The organism is Nitrosarchaeum sp. AC2 (assembly GCF_013407385.1).
In the GTDB taxonomy this organism is placed as follows: domain Archaea; phylum Thermoproteota; class Nitrososphaeria; order Nitrososphaerales; family Nitrosopumilaceae; genus Nitrosarchaeum; species Nitrosarchaeum koreense.
The window spans coordinates 1155950-1182448 of record NZ_CP030847.1 but is presented as its reverse complement, the minus strand read 5'-3'; the positions used below and the strand labels follow the sequence as shown (position 1 = coordinate 1182448).

The following is a 26499-nucleotide window of genomic DNA, read 5'->3' as shown; positions in this document are numbered from 1 at the left end:
CTTTTATTCTAATCGGATTGTTGCATTTTTCCTGCTAATAGTACTGGCACCTGAGACGGTCTTTTTGCCACTGGAATGTTTGCCTTGTTAAACATTGATACCTTTGATTCTGCAGAACCATACGTTCCCATCACTATGGCTCCTGCATGCCCCATTCTCTTTTCTTTTGGAGCAGCTCTTCCTGCAATGTATGCTACAGTTGGTTTTTTGAATCCAATATCTATAATTCGTTGAGCCAAAATTTCTTCAGAATCTCCTCCTATTTCTCCAACTACTACTAGTCCTTCTAAATCTGGAATGTCTTTTACCATCTCAAATGCATCGATCATTCTAGTTCCGTTAATTGGGTCTCCTCCAATTCCTATTGTTATTGACTGTCCAAATCCTGCACTTGTAAGTGCATCTGAAATTTCATAAAGTAATGTTCCGCTTTTTGATAACACAGCAATCTTTCCTGCCTTAAATGGAGTTGCTGGCATGATTCCAATTTTTATTAATTCGGGAATCATTATTCCTGGAGTGTTGGGTCCAATAATAACGGCACCTTTTTTGTTTGCTAAATCTAATACTTCCATTGTGTCTCTAACTGGAACATGTTCTGGAATTGCAACTAGTAGTTTGATTCCTGCTTCAAGTGCCTCTTTTGCAGCTCCCAAAAAGAATTTTGCTGGAACGAAAATAATTGAAATTTTTGCACCACTTGCATCAACTGCTTCTTTAACTGTATTGTAAATTGGAACCTTGTCTTCAAATTTCTGACCACCTTTTCCTGGAGTTACTCCTGCAACAATGTTAGTTCCATAAGTTATCATGTTTTTTGCATGAAGTGAACCATATGCTCCAGTGATGCCTTGAACAATTACCCCTTTTTTCTTGTAATCTGAATCTTCAGGAGTGCCTTTTAGTATTTTGAAAATGTCTGTCATCTTTTAATTCCCATAACTGCTTCATTAATTGCTTCTTCTACTGAATCAAAAATTTTTGTTCTAGAATTTTTCAACATTTCTTTTGCTTTGTCTGATTCTGTACCTTTTAGTCTTGCAAACACTGGTAAGTTGATCAATTTATCATCATATGCTTTTAGAAATGCTTCTGCAACTACTGTAGTTTTTACAATTCCGCCATAAAGATTAACTAAAATTCCTTTGACTCTGTGCATTTTGCTAATCAATGTTAGCGCTTCATAAACTGAATCAGTTGTTGCACCACCTCCCACATCCAAAAAACATGCTGGCTTGCCTCCGTTATCAGATAACATATCTAGTGTAGACATTACTAGTCCTGCACCGTTTCCAACAACTGCAATATCTCCATCTAATTCTACAAGTGAAAATCCACTTTTTTCTGCTCTCTCTTCAATCTCTGTTTTTTCTTGATATTTTTGTAATTCATCATGTCTAAAGTTGCTGTTGTCATCTGTTACAAATTTTCCATCAAGTGCCATCAATGAACCGTCTTGCATAATTGCTAGCGGATTTATCTCTGCAAGCTCGGCTTCTTTTTCAACTGTAAGTTTTGCTAACTTTTGTAATATGTCTACAAAGTCATCTGCAGCTTTACCTTCTAGTTTCATCTCTTTTGCAACTTCTCTTGCTACTTGATCTGAAACTTCACCTAGGCCAACTTCTTTAATAATCTGATTTTTAACTGATTCAATTTCAACTCCTCCTTCAGGCGATGCAATAATTGTATAGCATCTTTTTGATCGATTCAAAAATAATGACAGGTACAACTCTTTTTTGATATCTGCCATCTTTTCAAGTAAAATTGCTCTTGCCTTTTCTCCTTTAATCGTCAAGCCTAAAACTTGTGGATATTTTAACTCAAATTCGTCATCATTTTGACATTTTTGAATGCCTCCGGCTTTTCCTCTACCTCCTACGGGAACTTGAATTTTAATTACAAATGGATATCCTAATTCTTTTGCGTGCTTCCTGCCTTCCTCTATAGTTGTAGATGCTTTGCTTGGAAGGAGATTAATTCCATAGTTTCTGAACAACTCTTTTGCTTGAAACTCTAATAGACGCATACAAAAGCCAACAATTTTACGATCTTTATTAATTATGAGGCTAATTTAGCTGCTCTTCTAGAAAATCAATTATCTGTAAAAATCGATCACGACTTTTTCTCAATAACTCTTGAGGAAATTCTTCAATTGTAAAAACATATTGTTGATGAAAACTTGGAACTATAACTCCACCTGATGTGACTAATTGTTCAATGACATAATCTTTGGTGATGGTACATACAATTTCTTCATACGAATCTTCTTCTTCTTCTAGTGTTTGTCTGTACAATACAATTGGCTTGTTGGTCTTTGCAACAATATCTGAGCCTTTTTTTAAGAGATCTGTTAAATGTTGAATTTGCCAAGCATCAAGACTAATCTGTTTTACCATACCATTACTATGCGTTTTTTCTATTTATCATACAGGTTTAACTAAAAGCTAACCAGTTGGTTCATTTTTAATTAAAAGAAAAGAGTGTGATTTGGCTATTATGCCATATCAAGTGCTCTAGAATGTTTTCTGGTATGTGGTCTTTCTCCAGAATATTTTCTTCTCATGTGTCCTGATGGTCTTCCGTAGATTAATTCTAGGAACCAAGACTCATGTTCGATCTCTTCTGCCAAAATATCTTTTGCAATGTCGTATGTTGTAGGATCTTTTCCAAAAGTCATTTTACATACCTTGTCCCAATTTACAATTGCTCCTTGTTCGGCTTTGAGACATTTTTCTAGTATTGCCTTGTGATCTGTTGGATTTGCTGGAAGCTGTAAGAACTCACACCCTGACATTTTGATGAATTGTGTAGCGTCATTTGGAAGTGAGCCTCCTAACTGGTAAATTCTCTCAATGCATGCTTCAAAGTGGCTAAGATCTTCTAATCTTGCATCTTCGATAATTCCCTTGAGTCCTTCGCCCTCCAAGCCTGTACAATGTGCCCTCAAATTGGTAAAGTAGTAGTAGGCAGTAAATTCTACTGATGCATTTTGAATCAATAGTTTTTTTAGTTCCTCTACGTCCAAGCCATTTTGTTTTAGAACATTGATTCCAACAACTGGGATTTTTGAATCGGACATATCTGCTTGTCAAGTTAGGTGTTCTAATAAAAATATTGCATTTTTCAAAAAATGATTTTAGATAAACGAGGGTTAATTTGACTGACTTATTCTACTGAAATTCTTATTTTTTGACCATCAATATCATCGTCTTTGTATTCCTTGCATGATTCTACAAAATCTACTTTTTTGACTCTGACTAAAAATGCTAAATCTTCTGATTTTTCTTTAATCATCTCCAATGACTCTTCATCTAAATCAAGTATTGATGCAACATTTAGAATGTCTGTTGGATTATATCCTCTCTCTTTTCTTAGAGTCTGCAGTCGTCTTGCAATGTCTTTTACTAATCCTCTTGCCATCATCTCTTTATTTCTTGAAGTTGATATGAATACAATGTAGTTGTCTCTTTTTGAAACTGCAAATTCTTCTTTTGCATCAAAATCAATTATGAAATCATCTTTGTCTAATGAAATTTTTTCTCCGTCAATTTCATAATCATAATGTCCTTGTTTTTGAAGTGATGTTATGATCTCTTCTTTGTTAGTTTCAGAAAACATGTTGACCAGTTTTCCCATATGTTGTTTTGCTTTTGGACCAATTTTTTTTCGTTCTAATTCAACTACTGATATCAGCGGTAAGTTTAGTTGTTTTAATTCTAAGATTTGGTTTAATCCTGATTCTTTTTCTGTCTCATAAATTGTACATTTCTCTACATTTAGCTGTGACATTAGTAAATTGGAAAGTGATTCTAGTTTTTTCTTTTGACCTTTAGTTACACAAATTAATGCTTCAGCGAGTGGCCATCTTCGTTTTAATTTTCCTTTCATTCTTGCAGCTGATGAAATTGAAACAACATCTTTCATGATGTCAAATGATTCTTCAATCTCTTCATTTACTAGGGTCTCTTGGTATTGTGGCCATTTGTCAAGCAATATGCTCTTTTTTCCGTCAAATACTGTTTGATAGAGATATTCGCTAGTAAATGGACAAAGCGGATGAATCAAGATATCTAATGTTCTGAGAACATCGCTTAGTACTGCATAAATTGCCAGTCTTCTGTTCTTTTTTGATTCATCATCATCCCATAATTCGCTTCTAGTAATTGGGATGTAAATTTGACTTAGATTGTTTATAATAAAATCATCAATAGACTTTGCAGCTTCGTGGAACTTGCAAGATTCGTTACGTTCAGTGATTTTTTTAATTAATTTTTGTAATTTAGATACAAGCCAAATATCTGGCGAGGTTAACAATCCATTTTCTTTTGCCCATGAAATGGTTTTTGTTTCATCAAATTCATCATACTCGCTATTTTGTTTAAAATACAGATGTAAATTAAATAGCGTGTTTATTACCTGATATGGTCTTGACATTAATTCATCAGTGCTAAAGCTAAGTGGTTCTATCGGGCTTGCCTTCCAAATAAAATAAAATCTGATCAAATCAGTTGGGTATTTTTTTAGTAGTTCTTCACCATCAATTACATTTCCTAAACTTTTACTCATCTTACCACCTTTTTCGTCAAGTACATGCCCCTGGAACAAAAATGACTTGAATGGTGGAATTGGCCCATTATTTAGAATCACATTTTCTATCAATAGGGTATATGCCCATCCTCTAGTTTGATCAATACCTTCGGTGAAAAATGGAGCTGGAATACTTTTTGAATATTCTTCATCTGTTAATGATGAATATGGAGCTGAACCGCTGTTATGCCATGTGTCAAGTACATATTCTTCTCTTTTTGTATTTGTACTGCTACAATGTTTGCATTTCATAATGATGTTATCAATCCAAGGACGATGTAATTCAAAATTTGGACCATCTGGTAATTTTGCAGCTGATTCAACAATATCTTTTCTTGTAAAAAACCAATTTTGTTTTTTACAATCATTGCATATCCAAACTGGTAATGGGCATCCCCAAATTCTTTCTCGCGATATACACCATGGGTGCCTTTCTTTGATAATTCCTAAAAATCTGTTTTTTGGTTGTTCGAAAAAGTACTCTACGCTTTCTGCTGCATTGATTGCTTTGTCATCTAATCTATCTAGTTTGTAAAACCATCCTTTTCGTGCTAGCCATACAATTGGGTGATGAGATCTCCAACACAGCGGGTATTTGTGCTTGATTTTCCCTATCTTTACTAATGCATTTCGCTCCTTTAGATCGTCTACAATTATTCTGTCAGCATCTCTGACAAACATACCTTCATACTTTCCAGCTAAATTAGTGAACTTTACCTGATCATTTATTGGGCTGAACACTTTGACCTTTCTTTTATTTGCAATTTTGATATCTTCCTCACCGTTTGCAGGGGATAAATGAACCAACCCACTACCTGTTGTAGCGTCTACAAATTCTTCTGATACTGCTACGTGGAAATTATTTTCTCTTGCACATTCATCTAATCCTGGAATTAAATCTAAAAGTGGATGAATGTATTTTTTTCCTTCAAACTCTGAACCTTTTATAGTATTTACAATTTCATATCCTTCAATATTTACTTCTTTGAAAAATTCTTCGAGTCTTGTTTTTCCTATGATCCATTTTTCGTTTTCTACTTTGACACACGCATAATCTTCGTCTGGATTCAATCCCACCATTGCATCTGTAACTAATGTGAAAGGCATTGTAGTCCAAACAATTAGGTATGTGTCTTCATCTCTGAGTTTAACTTTGTAGTATAATGATGGATCCTTAACTTCTTCATATCCTTGATTGACTTCTGCATGACTCAGTGATGTTTGACAGCTAGGGCAATAAGCAATTACTGTGAAATCTTCTTCTAATATTTTATTTTCATGTGCTTTTTTTAGTATCTGCCACTCTCTTTCAATAAATTCATCTCGATAAGTCCAATATGCTTTGTTGTGATTAAATGACATTCCAAGTAATTCATCTACTTCTACCCATTTCGTATTGAATTTTTTTACAATCCTCTTACACTCTTCAACTAGTTTTTCGATTCCTACTTTTTCAATAACTTCTGATTTACCTCCAGTTACTCCAAGTTCTTTTTCTGCCTGTAATTCCACAGGAAGCCCTTGTGTATCCCAACCGCCATTAAATACAATTTTTTTTCCTTTCAAGGTATTGAATCTGTACCAAAGATCTTTGATTACCCGCCCTCTAAGATGTCCTGCGTGTGGAATTCCGTTCATAGTTGGAGGGCCTTCAATAAACATGATCTTTTCAGGCTTGTCTGATTCAAAGATTAATCTTTCAATGTCGATTGATTTGACATATGCTTTAATTTCTGACTCGATTGATTTTGCATCAAATTTTGATGAAAGTTCCATCTTGAATTCTGATATAGGTGTGGCATTATAAAGCTAAATTGATTTTCTCATTCTTATTCAATTCTTGTACTAGTTAGTTTCACGCTGATTCGCATCCAATGAGTAAAATAACTAAAATACTAAATTATCTAAAAATGTAATTTTTACATTTTGATAACTTGGATTATATAATTGAGTGAAAGATAATTTTTGTTGGTTAATGTTTTAGTCATTGGTTCGGGTGGACGAGAACATGCACTATCTTGGAAATTATCACAAAGTCCAAAGATTGATACTGTATTTACTGCACCTGGAAATGGTGGAACTGAAAATAATGTTTCAATTAATGTTGATGATCTTGATTCCCTTGCAGACTTTGCAAAAAAGAATAATTGTTTTACTGTAGTTGGTCCTGAGATTCCACTTGCAGCAGGAATTGTTGATAAATTTAGTCAAATGAATTTGAAAATTTTTGGACCCTCTAAAAATGCAGCACAATTAGAATCTAGTAAAATCTGGGCAAAAAATTTCATGAAAAGAAATGGAATTCAAACAGCAAAATTTGAAATCTTTGATGATCCAAAAAAAGCAGAAGAATATGTAAAATCTCTTGATTATAATGTTGTAGTCAAAGCTGATGGCCTTGCTTCTGGAAAAGGAGTAATAGTTTGTAATAGCTCTGATGAAGCAATCGCAGCAATTAATTCAATATTGGTAAAAAAGGCATTCGGTAATGCTGGTAATAGAATTATTGTGGAAGAGAGAATTGATGGAATTGAAGCTTCTTACATTGCATTATGTGATGGAGTAACTGCGATACCTATGGCGTCAAGCCAAGATCACAAAAGAATTTTTGATGATGATAAAGGCCCTAATACCGGAGGTATGGGTGCATATTCTCCAACTCCTGTCATTAATGATGTCCTTGCTGAAAAGATCCAAAAAAAATCATCAATAAAACAATTCAATCAATGAAAAATGAGGGAATTATTTTCAAAGGATTCCTTTATGCCGGAGTAATGATTAGAAACAATGAACCATATGTTTTAGAATTTAATGCACGTATGGGTGACCCAGAATGTCAACCCATTATGATGAGGATGGATTTTGATTTGTATGATTATTTTGTTGCAAGTGTAGATGGTACATTATCTTCTATGCCTGCACCAAAATGGAAAAATCAATCAGCTGTTTGTATTGTTTTGGCATCTCAAGGATATCCTGAATCTTATCCATCAGGTGAAGAAATAACTGGATTTGATTTGATTCCAAAAAATGCTATTGTTTTTCATGCCGGAACAAAAAAGCAAAATGGAAAAATTCTATCAAATGGTGGTAGAGTATTAGGAGTTACTGCACTTGGTGATACATTATCTTCTGCAATTTCAAATGCATATACTGCAGTAGATAAAATCACTTGGCCAAGCAAATTTTGCAGAATGGATATTGGTAAAAAAGGTCTATCGTATCTTTGATGTATCGATTATTCTATCTTCAGTAACAATCCAATTAATTGTTATATCGTGTTCTGAAGCTGGTATGTTTTTTACTATTTGTTTTTCCATTGTTATCGAAATTGTTTCAACTTTATTTTCAGCTAAAAATCTATCATAAAATCCGTGACCGTACCCCAATCTTACTCCCTTTTGTGAAATTCCTACTGTTGGAACCAATATGATGTCTAGGTTGTTATCCATTGGGCATTCATTACGAGGCTCCATTATGTCAAAAGCCCCATTTTCTAGATTGCTAACACTCTCAATCTTTCTAAATTCTATATTTTTTCCAACTACTTTGGGCAAAAATACTTCTTTTCCTTCACTTAGTGCCTCTTGGATGATATCTTGTGTCATTATTTCACTTCCGATGGGATAATACATCCCTATTTTTTTTGCATTTCTAAACGAATCAATCTTTTTTAGTCTTTTTTGTATTGCTTTGCTTATGATTTTCATTAAATCAAATGAAGTACCATCTCTTTTATCAAGAAGAAATTTTCTTAATGATGTTTTTTCTGAATTATCTTTCAATTTGACTACTTAATGATGCAGCTGTTATTGTATTTTTCAATAACATTGCGACTGTCATAGGTCCTACCCCTCCTGGAACAGGCGTTGCATATGATGCTTTTTGAATAATTTGTTCATAATCTGTATCTCCAACTAATTTTTCGTTGTATCTTGATATTGCAACATCAATTACTATTGCATCTTTTTTTATCATATCTGGTGTTAATGTGAACTTGTTTCTATCTCCAACAGCTGTGATTATAATATCTGCATGTTGACATAATTCTTTGATATTCTTTGTTTTAGAGTGACATGTAATCACAGTTGCATTTCTTGCTAAAAGTAAATGATATAGCGGTTTTCCAACTAAATTACTTCGATTAATTAAAACTATATTTTTTCCATCCAAATCTATCTTGTAATAATCAAACATTTCCATTACTCCTAATGGTGTACATGCCACAAGTGCAGCTTTTTTCATTGCTAGTAACCCTGCATTATGTGGTGTTAGACCATCCACATCTTTTAGAGGTGAAATTCTTGATGTTGTAAAAAATTCATCTAATTGACTGGGTAATGGCAGTTGTACTAAAATTCCGTGAACTGTTTTATCGTTATTTAGCTCATCAATTTTTTTATTTAATTCTAATTGGCTAATTTCCGAAGCAAACTTGAAATCTTTGGTGATAATTCCGACTTCTTCACATGCTTTGTGCTTGTTTTTGACATAAGTAGCAGATGCTGGATTATCTCCAACTAGAACAGTTGCCAAACATGGATTGATCCCTTGATTTTTTAATTCTTCAACAGCTTTTCTAACTCTATCTTTTACTGACTGAGCAATTTCTTTACCATCTATTTTTATGCCCGTCATTAAGATTAATTCTAACTTGTAGATATTTAATCCTTGAAATAACTTAATCTACAATTGAAAATCTTAGAAAGGAAATTATGGAACTAAATTGAAGTTATTTTATGTTTGTAGTAATATCTGACGTTCAAATAAAATCTGAATCTCTTGATGGCTTTAAAAATTGGTTTTCAGAATCAAATAAAATAGTTTCAAAATTTGATGGTTTTGTAAATAGACGCCTTTTGGAAACTAAAGATGGTAAACATAGGATATTAGTTGAATTTGAAAATCTTGAAAAATTCAGTAAAATGCATCAAAGTCCTGAACATGAAAAACTTCATTCCATGGCTGTATCCTTTATGGAAAAATTACCTGAACCTAAATTTTATACTGTAGTCTCACAATAAAATGAACCTGGTTTTTGACGTAAACAAATACATTGAAAAAATAAAAAAAAGTGATAACTACTTTCATACTTTTATCAATAAAGAAAATTTAGCTACAGGTGTACTCGTATTGCAACCTGGAGAAGAAGACACTCAAGAACCACACGATAGTGATGAAGTATATTTTGTCATCAAAGGTAACGGTTTTTTAAAAATAAAAAACAAAGACTATGAGATTTCTGAAAATAAAATGTATTTTGTAGAGAAAAAAATTCCTCACTTTTTCCATGGCAATTCAAAAGAATTAGTTGTATTGTATTTTTTTAGTGGATTGGATTCTTAGGAAATTATAGTTTTTCTACCTACAATTTTTATCCTATTTTCAGCAAATAACCTTACAGCTTCAGGATATGCTTTATGCTCTTTTGCTAAAATCCTCTTTGATAATGTTTTTTCTGTATCATTGTTTCTTACTTTGATTACTAGTTGTAAAATTATTGGCCCTGTATCTACCCCAGAATCAACAAAATGTACAGTACATCCTGAATATTTTGCACCATTATCAATTGCCTGTTTTTGAGCATCCAATCCTGGAAAAGATGGAAGTAAAGCTGGATGGATATTGATTATTCTATTTTTATATTTTTTAACAAACTCAGGACTAATTATTCTCATAAATCCAGCTAAACAAATCAACCCATTTTTTGGTGTAACCCCATGTTTTTCTAGAGTTGATATGATTTTTTTATCATAATCTAATCTACTACCTTTGAAATTTTTACTTTCAATTACTTCTGTTTTTATGCCCATTTTTTGTGCAATTTTCAAACCTTTTGCATCAGGTTTGTTTGATATGATGATAGCTGGGTTAATTGGGATTTTTTTACGTTTAATTGCTTTTAGAATGGATTCCATGTTGCTCCCACGTCCTGAAATTAAAATTCCTAGATTTAGCAACTAGTCAATAGTAGATCAAACCTGCAATTTATATCAAATCCAATTATTTTGTTTGACATTGTCTCCTCGTATTCGAATGACCAAAAATGGAATACTATGTGAGACTGAAGGTAAGCGTGTTAGTTTGGATCCTAAAAAAACTGATTCAATGGGAGTAAATTTTGTATCCCATGCACACTCTGATCATCTTCCATCCAAAAATGGCGGTACTATACTTGCCTCAATTGAGACAAGTGAGATTGCAAATCTCAGAGGTTTTAAGATGGAAAACCACGTACAAAATATTGTTGATTTTTCATTAATTGATAGTGGGCATATTTTAGGTGCAAAAAGTCTGCTTTTTGATGATATTTTTTACACTGGAGATATTTGTACGCGAGATAGAGGATTTCTTAAAGGTGGAATAATTCCAAAATGTAAAACACTAATCACAGAATGTACATTTGGTTTACCTGAATTTGTATTTCCAAAATTAGATGTTATTCAAAAACAAGTCAATGAATTGATCTCAGAACTTTATGGAAAAGGAATTCCTGTAATTTTATTGGGCTATCAGCTAGGAAAAGCTCAAACTATTACTCAACTTTTTGGTCATTGGGGACCATTGTATTTTCATGATTCTGTAAAACAAATGAATGCACTTCACCAGAAACTTGGTATTTCTCTAAATGATGGAATCGGTCATACTGAAGCAGAAAAAAATGGATTATTGAAAAACAAACCGTGGGTAATGATAGCTCCGTTAATGTCTGAAAAGAATCAATTTCTCAAAGATATGAAGTCAAAGTATGGTGCAGTGACTATAGGTTTTAGTGGTTGGGCGCAATCTCCTCGATTTGCATTTGGACGACGTTCAGATTATTCAATAATTATGAGTGATCATTGTGATTTTAATGAATTAGTGGACTTGGTAATTCGTTCTGAAGCGGAACAAGTTTACACTATACATGGATTTGTTGAAGAGTTTGCAGCACATCTAAGAACACTTGGAATTAGTGCACAACCACTTCGTGAAAATTCTTTAGATGACTTTACTTAGTTTGAAATTTTCCACAATCACAATCTAATACTAAACATGTTTCAGAATTTCTAATGTGATCATGTGAGAAATGCTTGCATTTGTCATTTTTACATATTCTTCTTTGAGCCTCTCTTTTTACTACCGATTGGGCAATTGAATTTGCCTTGTCTATTGAATATCCTTTCTTATCCATGTAATAATGAACAATTCTATTATACAATAAATCTGGGTTGAATTGTTTTTCTAGCATCTACTTTCCCCCTTGTGATGGTATGTAATGAAGTGTTATGGTTGAGCGAATTTTTGGAATTTTTCTAATTTTATTCGTAATTGAATTATCAAGCGAATCTTTTGTGTCTGCTTGAACTTTGCAAAAAACATCATAAATTCCATATGTTCCTCTTACCTCTTTTACTTCTGGAATTTGCATAATTTGATTTATGATCTGCTCTTCAGAACCTAAATCACACTGTATCAAAATATATGCAATTTCCATAATCTATCCTCTTATCCTTCCCCGTCTATAATTTGATCCCTCATGGCAACCACATGCACAAGATGGATTATCGCATTTGCTCATACTTTTTTTATTCATGATATGATTTGGCGATTATAGTATTTCAAACCAACATATTTTTTATTAAAAAAACGTTTATTTTTTGAATTTGTTTTAAACAATTGTAATAATTTTTTACATCTTTCATATGTATTTTAAGTACTAATATCTGATGAATATTTTATCCTAACAATAGATCTTTTAACTCTGATTTTTTATAATCACTAATTTTTCATTACTATCTTATTTTTTAAAATGAAATTCATCTCGTATACATAAATCTCAGTAAAAATTCACTTTAACCATGAAAAAAATCCTTGTTCCTATTGATGGTTCTCCAAATTCTATAAGAGGTTTGGAAAAGGCAATTGAATTTGCTAGTCATGATAATTCTTCTATAACTATTCTTCATGTTGCAACGCTTCCCCCAGTTCACATTATTGGGCACTCTAAAGACAAAGTCAAAAAATCTCTAGCAAAAAAATCTCAGAAATTTATCAAGGATGCAGAAGACAGATGTATTAATCAAAGTATACCGTTTACAACGAAGTTAGTTTATGGTTCTGATCCTGCATATGATATTGAACAATTTGCTAAGAAATACAAACACGATCTGATTGTAATTGGAGCAAAAGGTAAAAGCACTTTAAAACGTCTTTTCTTGGGAAGCGTTTCAAGTTATCTTGTTGAAACCGCAAAGGCTCCCGTGACTGTAATAAAATAAACAAGTTAAAAATTTTAATGATTTAGAAATAATATGAATCTCTAATAATGTATAATTCCTGATTGATCTATCTTATAAAATCTCATTAAATCTTTAAGTTTCAGTATTTTATGTGAGTGTTATGTGCGAAACTCTGGATGAAATTCATGAAGCGCAATTAGCTGCAGTTATAGCTAGAATGCGAAAAGAACATTCAAAGAAAGAACAGCAATCAGTCTGTAATTGAAAATTTATTTCAATACCATGCCTATATCCATAAGATTCGTATGGGTAAAATCAGTTCGAATATTGCATTTTTGTTTTTGAAAGAATCTTGCAGAATCACTATTTTTTAAAAATTCTTTAATTATTGACTCGTCAATTTTGATATTTTCTATTATTGCTCCTGCAAATAATGAATTTCCATCAATCCCATCTGTACCTACTGATGCAATAGCAATTTTTTTCATGTTTTGTGCATTCTTTAAAATTCTTAAAACTAACTCTTGATTTCTTCCTCCTGCTCCTTTCCCGATTACTTCAACTGTCGGTTCACCACCAAATATTAGGCAAGTTTTTTGTTCATCTGAAATATTTTCCATAATTTTTTGTGTAGCATCTTTTATGTTACCAAATATCTGTATCGTTTTTGTTTTATATCCAAGCTCTTTAGCTTTTAATTCCATTGCATCAAGACAATTTTTATTGTTTGCAATGATGTAATTTTCAATCAGTGCTTTTTTTGGTGTTTCAGGAATCTTTCCTTTAAATCCATCTTCTAATCTTTGTAAAATTTCTAATGGGATTTTATTTTTAATTTATACTTGTTGATTATGTTTAGTGCCTCTAAAAATGTTGTATCGTCCATGTATGTTGTCCCTGATGCAATAGATGAAAGATCATCTCCTTCAACATCTGACATGACTAGTCCAATTCCTTGACATTTAGTATTTTCAACTAGTCTGCCACCCTTGATTTTTGATAAGTGTTTTCTAATGCAGTTAAACTCTTGAATTGTAGATCCTGATTTTAGCAGCAGATCGGTCACGTAGATTTTATCATCCAATGTTATGTCATCAGGAATTGCAAGTAATGATGATCCTCCCCCTGAGACCAAATAAATCACTAATTCTCCTTCTCTTCTATTTTGTAGAAATTTTATCACTTCTTTTGCTGCCTTTATACTTGTCTGATCAGGTTTTGGATGTCCAGAATTAAAAATCTGAAATTTTTTACCTTTTATTTTTGATTTTGAACCTTTTGGGATTACTATGATGCCGTTTTTTATTGGAATTATGGCATTTAGTGCCCGTGTCATGGAATCTCCTGCTTTTCCAAATGCCACCGTATAGATTCCAGAAAACTTGTTTAGTTTGATAGTTTTTCCGTTAATTTTAATTTCTTCTGGAGTGACAAATTTTGGTATAATATTTTCTGGGTCTGCAGCTTTTAGTCCTTCCTCTAGAATCTTCAAACAATCTATCTTCTTTTCTGATGTTGCCAATTCTTCATAATTTTGAATAATCATACGTTTCTTTTTCACGCCAAGATATAATAATAATCAATGATGGTTAGATTTATGCACACAGTACGCATTCCAAAAATAATTAATTTTGGAAAAAATGCACTTGGTGAAACAGAATACCCAAAAAACGCCCTAGTTGTTACAACCGTTCCTCCAGAACTTTCTGATAAATGGCTTGGTAAAATGGGGATTAAGGACTATTTACTGTATGATCAAGTAACACCTGAACCATCAATTGATGATGTCAATACTGTTATTTCAAAATTCAAAGACAAGAACCCTTCAGTGCTAATTGGATTAGGAGGAGGCAGTTCAATGGATGTAGTAAAATATGCTGCACCTGAAATGAAAAAAGAAAAAATCTTAATTCCAACTACATTTGGAACAGGAGCTGAAATGACAACCTATTGCGTTTTGAAGTTTGATGGAAAAAAGAAGCTATTGCGAGAAGACAGATTTCTTGCTGACATGGCTGTAGTCGATTCGTATTTTATGGATGGTACTCCAGAACAAGTCATCAAAAGCTCTGTTTGTGATGCATGTGCACAAGCAACTGAGGGCTATGACAGCAAACTCGGTAATGACTTTACAAGAACAATGTGTAAACAAGCATTTGAGATACTCTATGATGCAATTATGAATGACAAACCGGAAAACTATCCTTATGGTTCGATGCTTTCTGGTATTGGATTTGGTAACTGTTCAACTACACTTGGACATGCATTGTCATATGTGTTCTCAAATGAAGGAATTCCACACGGATACTCGTTGTCTTCTTGTACTACAGTTGCACATAAGCATAACAAATCTATCTTCTATGATAGATTCAAAGAAGCCATGGCTAAACTTGGCTTTGATAGATTGACTCTAAAGGCTGACGTATCAGAAGCAGCAGATACTGTAATGACTGACAGGGGACATTTGGATCCAAATCCAATTCCAATCACTAAACAAGATGTCATCAAGTGTCTAGAGGATATTAAATCAGGTAATCTATAAAAAATCCACACGGATTTTACTTTTTTTCTATTTTATTGATACATTATAACGATTCTCGTTTTGACTAAACTTATTTATGCTAATGTTTTAGTCTAATTGTATGATTACTGAAAAGCCATTAAAGTTCGGTATTCAAAACGGATTAAATGTTGCCCGTGCAGGATATTCTGAAGATCAAATTTTAACTGCCTGTATGCTTGCCGATAAAACTGGCTATGACTCTATTTTCTATATGGATCACACAAATGTCCCCCAATGGAGAAATGCTATAGTTTTAGATCCTTGGGTAATGCTTTCTGCAATCGCTGCAGTTACAAATAATGTTGAACTGGGAACTTGTGTCACTGATGCAATCAGAAGACATCCCTCAAACATTGCATTAGCTGCAATTACACTTGATAGAGTTTCAAAAGGAAGAGCAATTTTAGGAATTGGTGCAGGTGAAGCTCAAAATTTAAAAGAATTTTGTATTCCATTTGAAAAACCAGTTTCAAAATGGGAAGAGCAAATTCAAGTTATCAAAACATTGTATGGTTCAACTCCTGATAATACTGTAAACTACGATGGTAAATATTACAAACTAGAAGGTGCATGTCTTCAAGCACCTCCAATTAGAAAACCACATCCACCAACTTACATGGCATCAGGTGGTACTCGCACTTTAGAACTCACTGGAAAATTAGGAGAAGGATGGTTGCCAATTGGTTATACTCCTGAATTATTTGAAGATCATGCAAAACAAATTCAAACATCTATGAATAAACATAATCGTACTCAAGAAGAAAAAGATAAGTTCCAATATGCACTTGACATTGACGTTTACTTTTCAGAAGATGCAGAAGAATCATGGGCAAAAATGAAAGAAGCTGTAAAGGTAAGTTTGTTCAAGCCTGAAGTCTTACGAGTACATGGCATTAAAGAAATTGAAGGGTTTGATTTTGTAAAATACTTTACAGAATATTCAATGTCTGATCAATCTTGGATTGTAAAAATGAGAGAGGCTGCAACAAAAATTCCTGATAAAATTGCTCGCTCATCAACTGCTGTTGGTACTCCAGATGATATTATTCCTACATTTGAACGATTTATGAAAGCAGGTGTAAACCATTTCGTAATTAGATTCTGGGGTAAGAATTACTTTGGCTCAATTGATAAATTTGCAAGCCATGTGATGCCTTACCTGCGTGAACAAATCCAAAAATAAGTCTGTTTTAAATCGAAAATCATTTACTATACTATAACTTGCTAATTGGTATGGATGACGAACTTCCTGAGGCAATAAAAAAGTGCATCAAAATTCTCGAAGAAAATATTGATATTTTATCTAACATTGAGATGGACTTGGAAGATCAAAAAGAAGATGAAATAGTTTCAAATCTAGAAATCCATGATCTTTATGATATGACTGAAGATCTTGCAGAATCTGCAAAACTAAAACGTGCTGAATTCAATCTTATGCGCAGAAATGCAGAAAATCTTCCACAAAATTAAATTACGATTTATGTGGTCGCCTGTTTTTACTTTTCATTCTAGTGTATGATCTCACTTGTCGTTTTTTGTGTTGTTTTTCAATTCTTTTTCTTGTACGTGCAGTTGCGTTTGTTTCACCTTGAATTACTTTGACTTTACTTCCATCTCTTAGCATTATTGGTTTTCCTTTAAATCTAAATTCTGCATCATGGCATTTTGTATAGTATTTACTTAGACAAAAAAATATTCTATTATTTGTACCATGCATCTGTTTTACATCTTTTGATTTTTTTAATTCATTGAGAATATTTCTTAATTGCCCTTTGTCAACATCTGAAATTCTGTGTAACTCTCTAAACCAAATGAATTTTGAATTTGATCCCCAATCTTCAAGTGTTTTAAGCACTAAATTTGTTGCTTCCATCCATTCTTCTTCTTTTTCGTCCAACTCTTACTCTCTACATTAGTCCTATATTTTAGGAATCTTATTTCACATTTAGAATTTTTTTGTTCTAGTGATTTCTTTTAATCTTGATTTTGTTACTTTAGCTGACTGTGTTTGATTTTTTTCCATCTCTTTGGCAACTTTATCTATTTTTTTTATAATTTTTGATTGTTCCTCTGGAGAAGTTGATTTTAAGAGATTTTTTTTTAATATTTTTAATTCTGAGGAATATTTTTTGAACTCATTTTTTAATTCATTCAGATATGGATCGTCCATAATTTTCTTTAATTACCTTGTATTTTAGCGATTAATGATCTGGATTTATAATATTATTAGTAGAATTGCTCTTATTGCAACTAGTTGGAATTTTACAAATAAAGTCACCCCAAAAAATTAAAGAATTTTTGAATCAAGAACATGTTGGACGTATTTCAAGTATTGATGAGAATGGATATCCTCAGATAATCCCAATGAATTTTGTTTTTTTAAACGATTCTGTATACATGCATTCGCATATCAAAGGTGAAAAAATAGATAACATCAATAGAAACTGTAAAGTTGGGTTTGAAGTCGATAGAGAGTTGGAATTTTTACCCTCATATTTTGAAGATCCAAAAGATGCATCTCTGGCTGATACATTATATGTCAGCGTTGTAATCAAAGGTACCGCATCACTAGTATCAAACAAGGAAGAAAAAACACTTGCGTTAAATGGCTTAATGAAAAAATATCAGCCTGAGGGTGGATATGATCCGATCCAATCTTCTATGAGAGTTTTAGATGCAGTAGCAGTTATCAAAGTTATTCCTGAAGTTCTTTCAGGTAAATACAAAATTGGACAAAACATGCGTCCTGAAAGTAGAGTTCATTTGGCACAACAAATACTGAAAAGAAATTCTCCAACTGCAAAAGAAACTTTGAAAATAATGGGCTTTGAAATTACTAGTTCTGGATTGCAGATGGTTGATGAACCCGTTTGGTAACATCTTTGTTATGTGGTTTGAATTCTGATTCTTTTTTTGATATGATGCTTTCTATCATTTCCACGCTGCAATTAGATGAGCAATAATCACTTGCTCTGTTCTCAAACTCACAATTGCAAACAATGCACATCTTTTTCATAACAAAATTTTAGATTTTTAATTAATAAATAAAATCAAAATCTGGTACTAGTGCTAACACGCACTAAATTATGGTGTACCGTAGGTAATACTTGGAGAATAGTTAGCTATAAGTTCAGTTTTAGACGATTGTAACTGTTGCAACAAATCCATAAATTTGAACTTGTATCTGAATATGAGCCTACAGGTGATCAACCTCAAGCTATTGACACTTTAGTTTCAGGTGTAAAAAAAGGAACGGTTCAGACACTATTAGGTGTAACAGGAAGTGGAAAGACATTTTCAATTGCAAATGTAATTGCAAGAACTGGAAAGAACACACTAGTAATTTCTCACAATAAGACTTTGGCTGCACAACTTTATTCTGAACTAAAACAGTTTTTTCCAAAAAACAATGTTGGATATTTTGTATCATACTATGATTACTATCAGCCTGAAAGTTATCTGCCTCAGACCGATACATATATTGAAAAAGACACTCAGATTAATGAAAAAATTGAAAAACTGCGTTTAGAGGCAACTGCAATGCTTCTATCTGGCGAGCCTACAATTATTGTATCTACCGTATCTTGTATTTACTCACTTGGTAATCCCAAAGATTGGGAGGATTTAGCAATTACAATTAATGCTGGTGATGTTATAAAAAGAAATGATCTTATAAAAAAATTCATTGATGCACGATATGAAAGAAATAATACTGAAGTGGCTCCTGGAAATTTTAGAGTAAAAGGTGATACTATAGATATCATTCCTGCATATTCTGAAGATATTGTTCGAATTTCAATGTTTGGTGATGATGTAGAAAAAATAACTTTGTTAGATCATATCTCGCTTAAAGAAAAACGTACCATAACTCAGATGAAAATATTTCCGGCCAAACATTACTTGATAGCAAAAGATGTTAGAGAAAAGGCTATCATCTCAATCAAAAATGAACTAAAACAAAGATTGCCTGAACTCAACGAACTAGAAAAACAACGATTAGAGATGAGAACAAAATATGATCTAGAAATGATTGAAGAATTAGGTTATTGTTCAGGAATTGAAAATTATTCAAGACATTTTGATGGAAGAAAAGCTGGTGAGAAAGCATTTTGCCTGATGGATTTTTTTGGTGATGATTATTTGCTTGTTATTGATGAATCACATGTTACATTGCCACAACTACATGGAATGTACAAAGGTGATTATTCAAGAAAACAACAACTAGTAACATATGGTTTTCGCTTACCTAGTGCATATGATAACAGACCATTAAAATTTGAAGAATTTGAAAATTATCTAAAAAATACTATTTTTGTTTCTGCAACTCCCAGTGATTATGAGAAAAAAATATCTTCACAAATTGCCGAACAACTAGTACGACCAACTGGTCTATTAGACCCTGTTGTAGAAATTAGATCTACTAAAGATCAAATGGATGATTTAATCCAGGAAATTGCTAAAAGATCCGTCAAAAATGAACGCGTTTTAGTCACAACTTTGACAAAACGTATGGCTGAAGACCTAGCTGAGTACCTCTCCAAAAAGCAAGTTAGAGTAAGATACATGCACTCTGAAATCGAGGGATTACAAAGGACAGAACTTATTCGACAACTACGATTAGGTGAATTTGATGTTCTAGTTGGAATTAATTTGTTACGAGAAGGATTGGATATCCCTGAAGTTTCCCTCGTTGCAATACTTGATGCAGACAAGGAAGGATTCCTCAGAAATTTTACTAGTTTAATTCAAACTTTTGGAAGAGCGGCAAGAAATGAAAATGGAACAGTAATCATGTATGCTGATACTATTACAAAATCCATGTCTAATGCAATATATGAAACTAAAAGGCGTAAAGAAAAACAAATACAATTCAATAAAGAACACAACATCACTCCCAAGACTATCATAAAGTCAGTTCCTGAACAAGTTACAACATTAGATGAATCTAAACTGAAATCAACTCATGATCTTGCTACTGATATTATAGAGTTAGAATACCAAATGAAAAAATATTCTGAAGAATTAGATTTTGAGCGAGCAATTGAATGTCGAGATAGAATAAAAAGACTGGAAAAAGAGATCAAATTTAAAGATGGCAGAAAATAAATTAAAAATTCGTGGTGCAAGACACCATAATTTAAAAAATATTGATGTAGACATTCCAAAAAATAAACTCGTTGTAATTAGTGGGTTATCTGGTTCTGGAAAATCAACTTTAGCTTTTGATACGATTTATGCTGAAGGACAGAGACGTTATGTTGAATCTCTTTCTGCATATGCAAGACAATTTCTTGAAATGATGGACAAACCTGATGTTGATTCTATTGAAGGTCTTTCACCTGCAATATCTATTCAACAAAAAACAACAAGCAAAAACCCACGTTCTACTGTTGGCACCACTACTGAAATTTATGATTACATGAGACTACTTTTTGCAAGAATTGGAATTCCTTATTGTGTGAATTGTTTACGAAAAATTTCCAGTCAATCCGTTGAAACAATATGTGATTCTATTCTCAGAGATTTTGCTGATCAAAAGATTTTGATTTTATCTCCAATTGTTCAAAGAAAAAAAGGAACGTATGAAAAATTATTTGAACAGATAAAAAAAGATGGATACTCTAGAATACGCCTAAATGGGGAAATTTTAAGCCTTGATGAGCCAATTTCTCCACTTGATAGACAAAAATGGCATAATATTGAGATTGTAGTTGATAGAATTCAGGCAGAAAAATCTGAAAGATCTAGACTTTTTGAAGCAATACAAACTGCAATAAAAGCATCAAAAGGTGATGTTATGGTTTCTTCTGATAAATCTGAAAAGATATTTTCTCAAAATAATGCTTGCCCTTACTGTGGTTTGACAATTGGTGAGCTAGAACCACGAACCTTCTCATTTAACTCCCCATTTGGAATGTGTAAAGCATGTAATGGTTTGGGAGTGAAGATGGAATTTGACGAAGATCTTGTAATTCCAGATAAAAGTAAATCAATTTTAGATGGCGCAATTGTTCCCTGGAGTGGAAGATTTTCTGCATTTAGAAAACAAGCGTTAAGAGCTGTTGGTAAAAAATTTGGTTTTGATTTAATGACCCCCATTGAAAAAATATCTCTAAAACATCTTAAAATTATTTTATATGGCTCAAATGATTTGATTGATTTTAAATATCAATCAAAGTCTGGTGATTCATCTTGGCAATACACTGATGCCTTTGAAGGAGTACTTGTCAATCTCCAGCGGTCATTTATGGAGACCGATTCTGAATCTAAACGTGAATGGCTAAAACAATTCATGCGAGATACTCCTTGCACTGCATGTAATGGAAAAAAATTAAAACCAGAATCGCTTGCAGTAAAAATCAATGATAAAGGAATAATGGATGTATGTGACTTGTCCATAGATCACTGCTATGATTTTTTTTCTACATTACAATTAACTGAGAATGAACAATACATCGCCAAAGACGTACTAAAGGAAATCAAAGAACGATTAGAATTTCTAATGAATGTGGGGTTAAACTATCTTACATTGAATAGATTAAGCTCAACACTATCTGGTGGAGAATCTCAGCGAATTAGATTGGCAACTCAAATAGGTTCTAATCTTACTGGTGTCTTGTATGTACTTGATGAGCCAACAATTGGATTACATCAGCGTGATAATGAACGCCTCATTAAAACGCTAACAAAGCTGCGAGATTTAGGAAATACAGTCATTGTTGTAGAGCATGACGAAGAAATTATGCGAAATTCGGATTGGATTATTGATTTGGGTCCAGGTGCCGGAGTTCATGGCGGTAACGTAGTATTTGAGGGAACTGTAAAACAAATACTTCATAATAAAAAATCTATAACAGGAGAATATCTAAAAAATAATTCTCTTATAAAACTTGATGGAAAAATTCGTAATCGTTCTGGAACTCTGGTAATTAAAGGCGCATCTGAAAATAATTTAAAGAGTATTGATGTTGAAATTCCTCTTGGTTTGTTTGTTTCAGTAACTGGTGTCTCTGGTTCTGGAAAATCCACTCTGATTAATGATATTTTATTAAAATCCCTTGAAAATTATTTTTATAAATCCAATATTAAATCTGGATCTCATAGTGGGATTTCAGGTCTTGAATATATTGATAAAGTTATAGCAATTGATCAATCCCCAATTGGTAGAACTCCTCGTTCTAATCCTGCAACTTACATTGGTGCCTTTACTCCTATTAGAGAACTATATGCAAATACTGAGTTAGCAAAAGAAAGAGGATATTCTTTGGGACAATTTTCTTTTAATGTGGCTGATGGAAGATGTTTTGCATGTGAAGGCGATGGTGTAAAACAAATAGAGATGCAGTTCTTGTCTGATGTTTATGTAAAATGTGATGAATGTAAAGGAAAGCGTTACAATTCTGAAACGCTTTCAGTTTTGTATAAAGGAAAAAATATTTCTGATGTTTTGAATATGACTGTCTACGAAGCGCTTCAATTTTTTGAAAATATCCCTTCAATTAAAAGAAAACTACAAACCGTCTATGATGTTGGATTGGGATATATAAAATTGGGACAATCATCAACTACATTATCTGGCGGAGAGGCCCAAAGAGTAAAACTTGCATCTGAATTATCAAAAAGAGGAACTGGAAAAACATTTTACATTCTTGATGAGCCTACTACCGGATTACATTTTGCTGATGTTCAAAAACTACTTGATGTTCTAAACAGATTGGTGAATTTAGGAAATACTGTATTGGTAATTGAACATAATTTGGATGTGATTAAAAATTCTGATTGGTTAATTGATTTGGGACCAGAGGGTGGTGATGAAGGTGGTAAGATAGTGACTGTTGGAACTCCTGAACAAGTTTCAAAAGCTCCTGGAAGTTATACTGGAAAATATCTTAAAAAATTACTCAAATGATGACTAAAATAATGACTTTTGACATCTCAAAAATTCACATTCCTTCAAATCCTGGGATTTATCTGATGAAAGACTCTGATGAAAAAATTATCTATATTGGTAAAGCAAAGAATCTAAAAAATAGAGTAAGATCATATTTTCTAAAAAACCAAAATTATAAAACACAAAAATTAGTAGAACATATTTCTGATATTGAATTTGTATTAACTGATAATGAAAGTGAAGCATTTCTTTTAGAATCTAACATGATAAAAAAATACAGACCAAAATTTAACATTGAATTAAAAGATCAACAACGATATACTTACCTTAGAATTTCGGATGAAAAATACCCTCGATTGCTAGTTGCACGAAGAACTCGTAATGGAAAGTTTCTAGGCAGTGGTAAAATCTTTGGACCATTTATGCACGGAAGCTCTAAACTGCTTACAATTGGTACTCTGCGAAAAGCATTTCAAATTAGAATCTGTAAACAATTACCAAAAAAAGTATGTCTTGAGTATCATCTTGGTAATTGTGAAGGCCCATGTGAATTTAAAGACGCCCAGGAAAAATATACAGATCATGTATCTGCATTAGAAGAAGTTCTAAAAGGAAAAAATCAAACTCAGATCTTTACAGAGAAATTAAAAGAAGAGATGTCTCAGGCTGCTGCCTCCCAACAATTTGAACGTGCAAAGGATATTCGAGATACATTGATTAGATTAGATAGTCTTCAAACAAAACAAAAAATGGAATATGTTGAAAATTCAGATGAAGAGTATTTTGGAATTGCTGATAAAGATCAAACTGTGACTGTGATGAATTTTAGAATGATAAATGGAGTAATGCGTGATAGTGACAAGTTCTTTTTTGATCTTGTTGGGGATAATGATTTTTCAAATTTCTTATTTCAATATTATACAGTACACAAAATTCCAAAATTTATCTACGTAAGTACTCTTCCTAAAAACAAAATACTCTTAGAATCTTTATTCTCAAAGCAAGCAGGTTTTTCAGTTAAAATAATTTATCCAAAACGTGGTAAAAAAAAGAATATTGTTGATTTAATTTTGAAAAATATTTCTTTAATTCATTCTAAAGGAAGTAATTTAGGTCTCATTGAATTAAAAGAACTTTTACATCTCTCTACCATACCAAATATCATAGAATGCTTTGATATTTCAAATCATGGAGATGAATTTGCTGTTGGTTCAATGGCTAGATTTGTAAATGGGAAACCAGATAAATCTGGTTACAGAAAATTTAGAATTAAAACAGTTTCTGGAAGAGATGATTTTGCAATGATAAGTGAAGTAATCAAACGGCGATATCTTAGATTACTTGAAGAAAATTCCCAGTTACCTGATTTGATATTAGTTGATGGTGGAAAGGGTCAACTAAACGCTGCATTAAAGTCATTACGATCACTTGGATTGAATCTTGATTGTATTTCACTTGCTAAAGAAAATGAAGAAGTGTATATGCCAAATCAAAAAAATCCTACTATTATTTCAAAAGATAAACCCTCATTGAAAATTTTACAACATGCTAGAGATGAAACTCATAGATTTGGTGTTGCATATAATAGAACAATACGTAAAAATAAAATAAAATAAGAAAAAAGAAAATATTCTTGCTTAGTTAACTATAACTTTTCCAACCATCCATGGGTGTACCATGCAGAAGTAATCATAGGATCCTGCATTATCAAATGTATGTGAATATTTTGCTTTTCCCATGACTAGGCTACTGTCAAATACTCCTGATGGGCCATCAGCTGGACTGCCACCTGTTACTGTGTGTGCAGCAGTATCTACATTGTCCCATTCTACAGTATCACCTACATTGATTGTAACTGATGCTGGAGTATAACACTCATTAGTTGTTTCACAACCTGGAGATGAAGTTCCAGCTGGAATTATTACGCTAACTGTTTTTGGTTCAGATGTTTCAACTGGTGGAGCTGGTTCAGTTTCAACTGGTTCAGTTTCAACTGGTGGAGCTGGTTCAGTTTCCATCTTTACCTCTTCTTTAAGCTCTGTAGTTTTTTCTGTTGTAGCCGCAGCGCTTTTCACCTTTTCTGCAATGCTTGCCATTGGATCAACTTGCGTTTTTGGTTCAGTATTTGCAATTACTGGGGCTTTAGCAACTGGAGCGATATCTTGCGCATATCCTGCATATGCGGCAAAACCTACACCTACAGCTACAATTGCAATAGAAAATGCAATTGCTGCTTTGTCTATGTTTGCCATAATTGATCACATGATTTTTTCAAGCTAAATAAATCTAATCTTTGTTTCTACGTTCATATTTTGAAATAATTACAATATTTGAGTAGTATCTTATTTTTTAACTATTTTTAATTTATGTGTGTCTGCAACTTTCTTCAAAAAATTACACAAATCTAAAACATACGTTGAAAATCTCATATGATCGCTTTAATTGATTTAAACTAAAGTCAATCATATTGAACAAGTATTTCTTTTATGATTTGATACATTTCATAAATTAATAATGCGATGGAGCTGTCACCAAGTAACTCCCGTTTTTGGTCTTAAGCACCTTTGCATTATGTTTTTTTAGCAGCTAAATTTTTCTCAGATTCTACTAATTCATATTTAATTTTTAATTTTCTTTGCTCAATTAATTGTCTGATGAAAAAAGTTCTTTTTTCAATGAATTCATCATCACTTTTTTGATTTGAAATTAAATGCTCAAACACTGATTTATCGTCAGTTGTTATTTTTACAATATCTTCATTTTTTATGATAAATGTACCAATTCCCCAAAATATCCCAATATGTAATCCGATGTATTTTGATTGTTGATTTGTTACTTTATCCAAGTAAATTTCTACATGTTCCCTTTTTTGTTCTACAATTGAATTATCTGTTTGAATGACCCATGAAATTCTCTTTGAATCCCCGTCAAAAAATAAAATATGCTCCAATTGTCAACCAAAAAGTGGTTTTTTGTCTATATATTTTGAATCCCGCCCTTATGATCAAAGATTCAAAGATTAACATATGTTAGAGTCACACACATTTTTTTCAAAAATGGTTGATGAACTTGTAGAATTTTCCGAATATGATCCTGAACTTGCTGATGGTATTCGTTGGCTAGATGATCAGGCGCAGAAAAAAGGTATCTCGTTTTATGATATGGTTTTTGAAGTATTATACAAACACGATGTGAATTCTAAAGCAAAAGAATGGCTTAATACTAGAAATTAA

General features: G+C 32.5%; 28 protein-coding genes and 1 pseudogene. 13 read left to right on the top strand and 16 right to left on the bottom strand.

The window, feature by feature from the left end:
- Window positions 1-8: 8 nt before the first annotated feature.
- From DSQ20_RS07075 to ileS, 5 genes are all read right to left on the bottom strand, one after another.
- Window positions 9-926 carry a CoA-binding protein gene (locus tag DSQ20_RS07075; protein WP_179365096.1) on the bottom strand — a complete coding sequence of 306 codons (918 nt, stop codon included), beginning with the start codon at window positions 924-926 and terminating at the stop codon, window positions 9-11.
- Entirely contained in the window at window positions 923-2029 is a 1107-nt protein-coding gene (locus DSQ20_RS07070) for a succinate--CoA ligase subunit beta (protein WP_179365095.1), read from the bottom strand. Before DSQ20_RS07070 ends, DSQ20_RS07075 begins: the two co-directional genes overlap by 4 nt.
- A 40-nt stretch (window positions 2030-2069) precedes the next feature.
- A complete protein-coding gene (locus DSQ20_RS07065) occupies window positions 2070-2399 on the bottom strand; it encodes a hypothetical protein (RefSeq protein WP_007550975.1) in 330 nt (109 codons plus the stop codon).
- Between the two features lie 98 nt (window positions 2400-2497).
- Window positions 2498-3082, bottom strand: a complete 585-nt coding sequence (gene dps, locus DSQ20_RS07060; RefSeq protein ID WP_179365094.1) for a DNA protection during starvation protein — start codon at window positions 3080-3082, stop codon at window positions 2498-2500.
- 86 nt (window positions 3083-3168) lie between these two features.
- Complete coding sequence (gene ileS / locus DSQ20_RS07055) at window positions 3169-6366, bottom strand: isoleucine--tRNA ligase (RefSeq protein ID WP_179365093.1); 3198 nt, start codon at window positions 6364-6366, stop codon at window positions 3169-3171.
- 192 nt (window positions 6367-6558) lie between these two features.
- Between ileS and purD the strand changes: the two are divergent.
- Window positions 6559-7820: pseudogene (purD, locus tag DSQ20_RS07050) on the top strand (phosphoribosylamine--glycine ligase).
- Here the strand turns inward: purD and DSQ20_RS07045 are convergent.
- Entirely contained in the window at window positions 7806-8375 is a 570-nt protein-coding gene (locus DSQ20_RS07045) for a 5-formyltetrahydrofolate cyclo-ligase (protein WP_048109883.1), read from the bottom strand. The pseudogene purD and the gene DSQ20_RS07045 overlap by 15 nt on opposite strands.
- The gene (locus DSQ20_RS07040) at window positions 8365-9228 is read right to left on the bottom strand and encodes a bifunctional 5,10-methylenetetrahydrofolate dehydrogenase/5,10-methenyltetrahydrofolate cyclohydrolase (protein ID WP_179365092.1); all 864 of its coding nucleotides are present in this window, start codon (window positions 9226-9228) and stop codon (window positions 8365-8367) included. Before DSQ20_RS07040 ends, DSQ20_RS07045 begins: the two co-directional genes overlap by 11 nt.
- 101 nt (window positions 9229-9329) lie before the next feature.
- On the opposite strand from DSQ20_RS07040, the gene DSQ20_RS07035 reads away from it, so the two are divergent.
- Together DSQ20_RS07035 and DSQ20_RS07030 are read left to right on the top strand one after the other, a co-directional pair.
- A complete protein-coding gene (locus DSQ20_RS07035) occupies window positions 9330-9614 on the top strand; it encodes an antibiotic biosynthesis monooxygenase (protein WP_179365091.1) in 285 nt (94 codons plus the stop codon).
- 1 nt (window position 9615) lies between these two features.
- Complete coding sequence (locus tag DSQ20_RS07030) at window positions 9616-9936, top strand: cupin domain-containing protein (RefSeq protein ID WP_048109880.1); 321 nt, start codon at window positions 9616-9618, stop codon at window positions 9934-9936.
- Here DSQ20_RS07030 and purN read toward each other — a convergent pair.
- Window positions 9933-10550, bottom strand: coding sequence for a phosphoribosylglycinamide formyltransferase (gene purN / locus DSQ20_RS07025; RefSeq protein ID WP_179365090.1), 618 nt, complete (start codon window positions 10548-10550; stop codon window positions 9933-9935). The two genes, DSQ20_RS07030 and purN, sit on opposite strands and share 4 nt — an antisense overlap.
- A gap of 76 nt (window positions 10551-10626) precedes the next feature.
- Between purN and DSQ20_RS07020 the strand changes: the two genes are divergently transcribed.
- On the top strand, window positions 10627-11589 hold the full coding sequence (locus DSQ20_RS07020) for an exonuclease (protein WP_179366352.1): 963 nt from the start codon (window positions 10627-10629) through the stop codon (window positions 11587-11589).
- Here DSQ20_RS07020 and DSQ20_RS07015 read toward each other — a convergent pair.
- Complete coding sequence (locus tag DSQ20_RS07015) at window positions 11582-11821, bottom strand: hypothetical protein (RefSeq protein WP_007550932.1); 240 nt, start codon at window positions 11819-11821, stop codon at window positions 11582-11584. The two genes, DSQ20_RS07020 and DSQ20_RS07015, sit on opposite strands and share 8 nt — an antisense overlap.
- Window positions 11822-12067 carry an Lrp/AsnC family transcriptional regulator gene (locus tag DSQ20_RS07010; protein ID WP_179365089.1) on the bottom strand — a complete coding sequence of 82 codons (246 nt, stop codon included), beginning with the start codon at window positions 12065-12067 and terminating at the stop codon, window positions 11822-11824.
- Between the two features lie 364 nt (window positions 12068-12431).
- Between DSQ20_RS07010 and DSQ20_RS07005 the strand changes: the two genes are divergently transcribed.
- The gene (locus DSQ20_RS07005; protein WP_179365088.1) at window positions 12432-12851 is read left to right on the top strand and encodes a universal stress protein; all 420 of its coding nucleotides are present in this window, start codon (window positions 12432-12434) and stop codon (window positions 12849-12851) included.
- Window positions 12852-13081: 230 nt separating this feature from the next.
- Here DSQ20_RS07005 and DSQ20_RS10815 read toward each other — a convergent pair whose 3' ends face one another.
- Together DSQ20_RS10815 and DSQ20_RS10810 are read right to left on the bottom strand one after the other, a co-directional pair.
- Complete coding sequence (locus DSQ20_RS10815; RefSeq protein WP_255458186.1) at window positions 13082-13516, bottom strand: MOFRL family protein; 435 nt, start codon at window positions 13514-13516, stop codon at window positions 13082-13084.
- A gap of 110 nt (window positions 13517-13626) precedes the next feature.
- A complete protein-coding gene (locus DSQ20_RS10810) occupies window positions 13627-14373 on the bottom strand; it encodes a glycerate-2-kinase family protein (protein WP_255458185.1) in 747 nt (248 codons plus the stop codon).
- Between the two features lie 36 nt (window positions 14374-14409).
- Here DSQ20_RS10810 and DSQ20_RS06995 point away from each other — a divergent pair, with 36 nt between their 5' ends.
- The 3 genes from DSQ20_RS06995 to DSQ20_RS06985 all read left to right on the top strand — a co-directional run bounded on the left by DSQ20_RS06995 (window position 14410) and on the right by DSQ20_RS06985 (window position 16845).
- Window positions 14410-15354 (top strand): iron-containing alcohol dehydrogenase, encoded by a 945-nt coding sequence (locus DSQ20_RS06995; protein ID WP_007550926.1) that lies wholly within the window; start codon window positions 14410-14412, stop codon window positions 15352-15354.
- Between the two features lie 100 nt (window positions 15355-15454).
- Complete coding sequence (locus DSQ20_RS06990) at window positions 15455-16558, top strand: LLM class flavin-dependent oxidoreductase (protein ID WP_007550924.1); 1104 nt, start codon at window positions 15455-15457, stop codon at window positions 16556-16558.
- A 50-nt stretch (window positions 16559-16608) separates the two neighbouring features.
- Window positions 16609-16845 carry a hypothetical protein gene (locus DSQ20_RS06985; RefSeq protein ID WP_179365087.1) on the top strand — a complete coding sequence of 79 codons (237 nt, stop codon included), beginning with the start codon at window positions 16609-16611 and terminating at the stop codon, window positions 16843-16845.
- Window position 16846: 1 nt separating this feature from the next.
- On the opposite strand, the gene DSQ20_RS06980 is transcribed toward DSQ20_RS06985, so the two are convergent.
- Both DSQ20_RS06980 and DSQ20_RS06975 read right to left on the bottom strand, forming a co-directional pair.
- Window positions 16847-17272 carry a hypothetical protein gene (locus DSQ20_RS06980; RefSeq protein WP_179365086.1) on the bottom strand — a complete coding sequence of 142 codons (426 nt, stop codon included), beginning with the start codon at window positions 17270-17272 and terminating at the stop codon, window positions 16847-16849.
- 48 nt (window positions 17273-17320) lie between these two features.
- Window positions 17321-17545: a hypothetical protein gene (locus DSQ20_RS06975; RefSeq protein WP_179365085.1), complete on the bottom strand. Its 225-nt coding sequence runs from the start codon at window positions 17543-17545 to the stop codon at window positions 17321-17323.
- 74 nt (window positions 17546-17619) lie between these two features.
- Between DSQ20_RS06975 and DSQ20_RS06970 the strand changes: the two genes are divergently transcribed.
- From DSQ20_RS06970 to uvrC, 4 genes are all read left to right on the top strand, one after another.
- Window positions 17620-18252 (top strand): pyridoxamine 5'-phosphate oxidase family protein, encoded by a 633-nt coding sequence (locus DSQ20_RS06970; RefSeq protein WP_179365084.1) that lies wholly within the window; start codon window positions 17620-17622, stop codon window positions 18250-18252.
- Window positions 18253-18528: 276 nt separating this feature from the next.
- Window positions 18529-20481 carry an excinuclease ABC subunit UvrB gene (gene uvrB / locus DSQ20_RS06965; RefSeq protein ID WP_179365083.1) on the top strand — a complete coding sequence of 651 codons (1953 nt, stop codon included), beginning with the start codon at window positions 18529-18531 and terminating at the stop codon, window positions 20479-20481.
- Window positions 20468-23284 (top strand): excinuclease ABC subunit UvrA, encoded by a 2817-nt coding sequence (gene uvrA, locus DSQ20_RS06960; protein WP_179365082.1) that lies wholly within the window; start codon window positions 20468-20470, stop codon window positions 23282-23284. The genes uvrB and uvrA overlap by 14 nt, the downstream gene beginning before the upstream one ends.
- Window positions 23285-23295: 11 nt before the next feature.
- Window positions 23296-24882 (top strand): excinuclease ABC subunit UvrC, encoded by a 1587-nt coding sequence (gene uvrC, locus DSQ20_RS06955; protein ID WP_179365081.1) that lies wholly within the window; start codon window positions 23296-23298, stop codon window positions 24880-24882.
- A gap of 21 nt (window positions 24883-24903) precedes the next feature.
- Here the strand turns inward: uvrC and DSQ20_RS06950 are convergent, their stop codons facing one another.
- Both DSQ20_RS06950 and DSQ20_RS06945 read right to left on the bottom strand, forming a co-directional pair.
- Entirely contained in the window at window positions 24904-25518 is a 615-nt protein-coding gene (locus DSQ20_RS06950; RefSeq protein WP_179365080.1) for a plastocyanin/azurin family copper-binding protein, read from the bottom strand.
- A gap of 317 nt (window positions 25519-25835) precedes the next feature.
- Window positions 25836-26216 (bottom strand): hypothetical protein, encoded by a 381-nt coding sequence (locus tag DSQ20_RS06945; RefSeq protein WP_179365079.1) that lies wholly within the window; start codon window positions 26214-26216, stop codon window positions 25836-25838.
- 76 nt (window positions 26217-26292) lie between these two features.
- Here DSQ20_RS06945 and DSQ20_RS06940 point away from each other — a divergent pair, with 76 nt between their 5' ends.
- A complete protein-coding gene (locus DSQ20_RS06940) occupies window positions 26293-26499 on the top strand; it encodes a hypothetical protein (RefSeq protein WP_007550914.1) in 207 nt (68 codons plus the stop codon).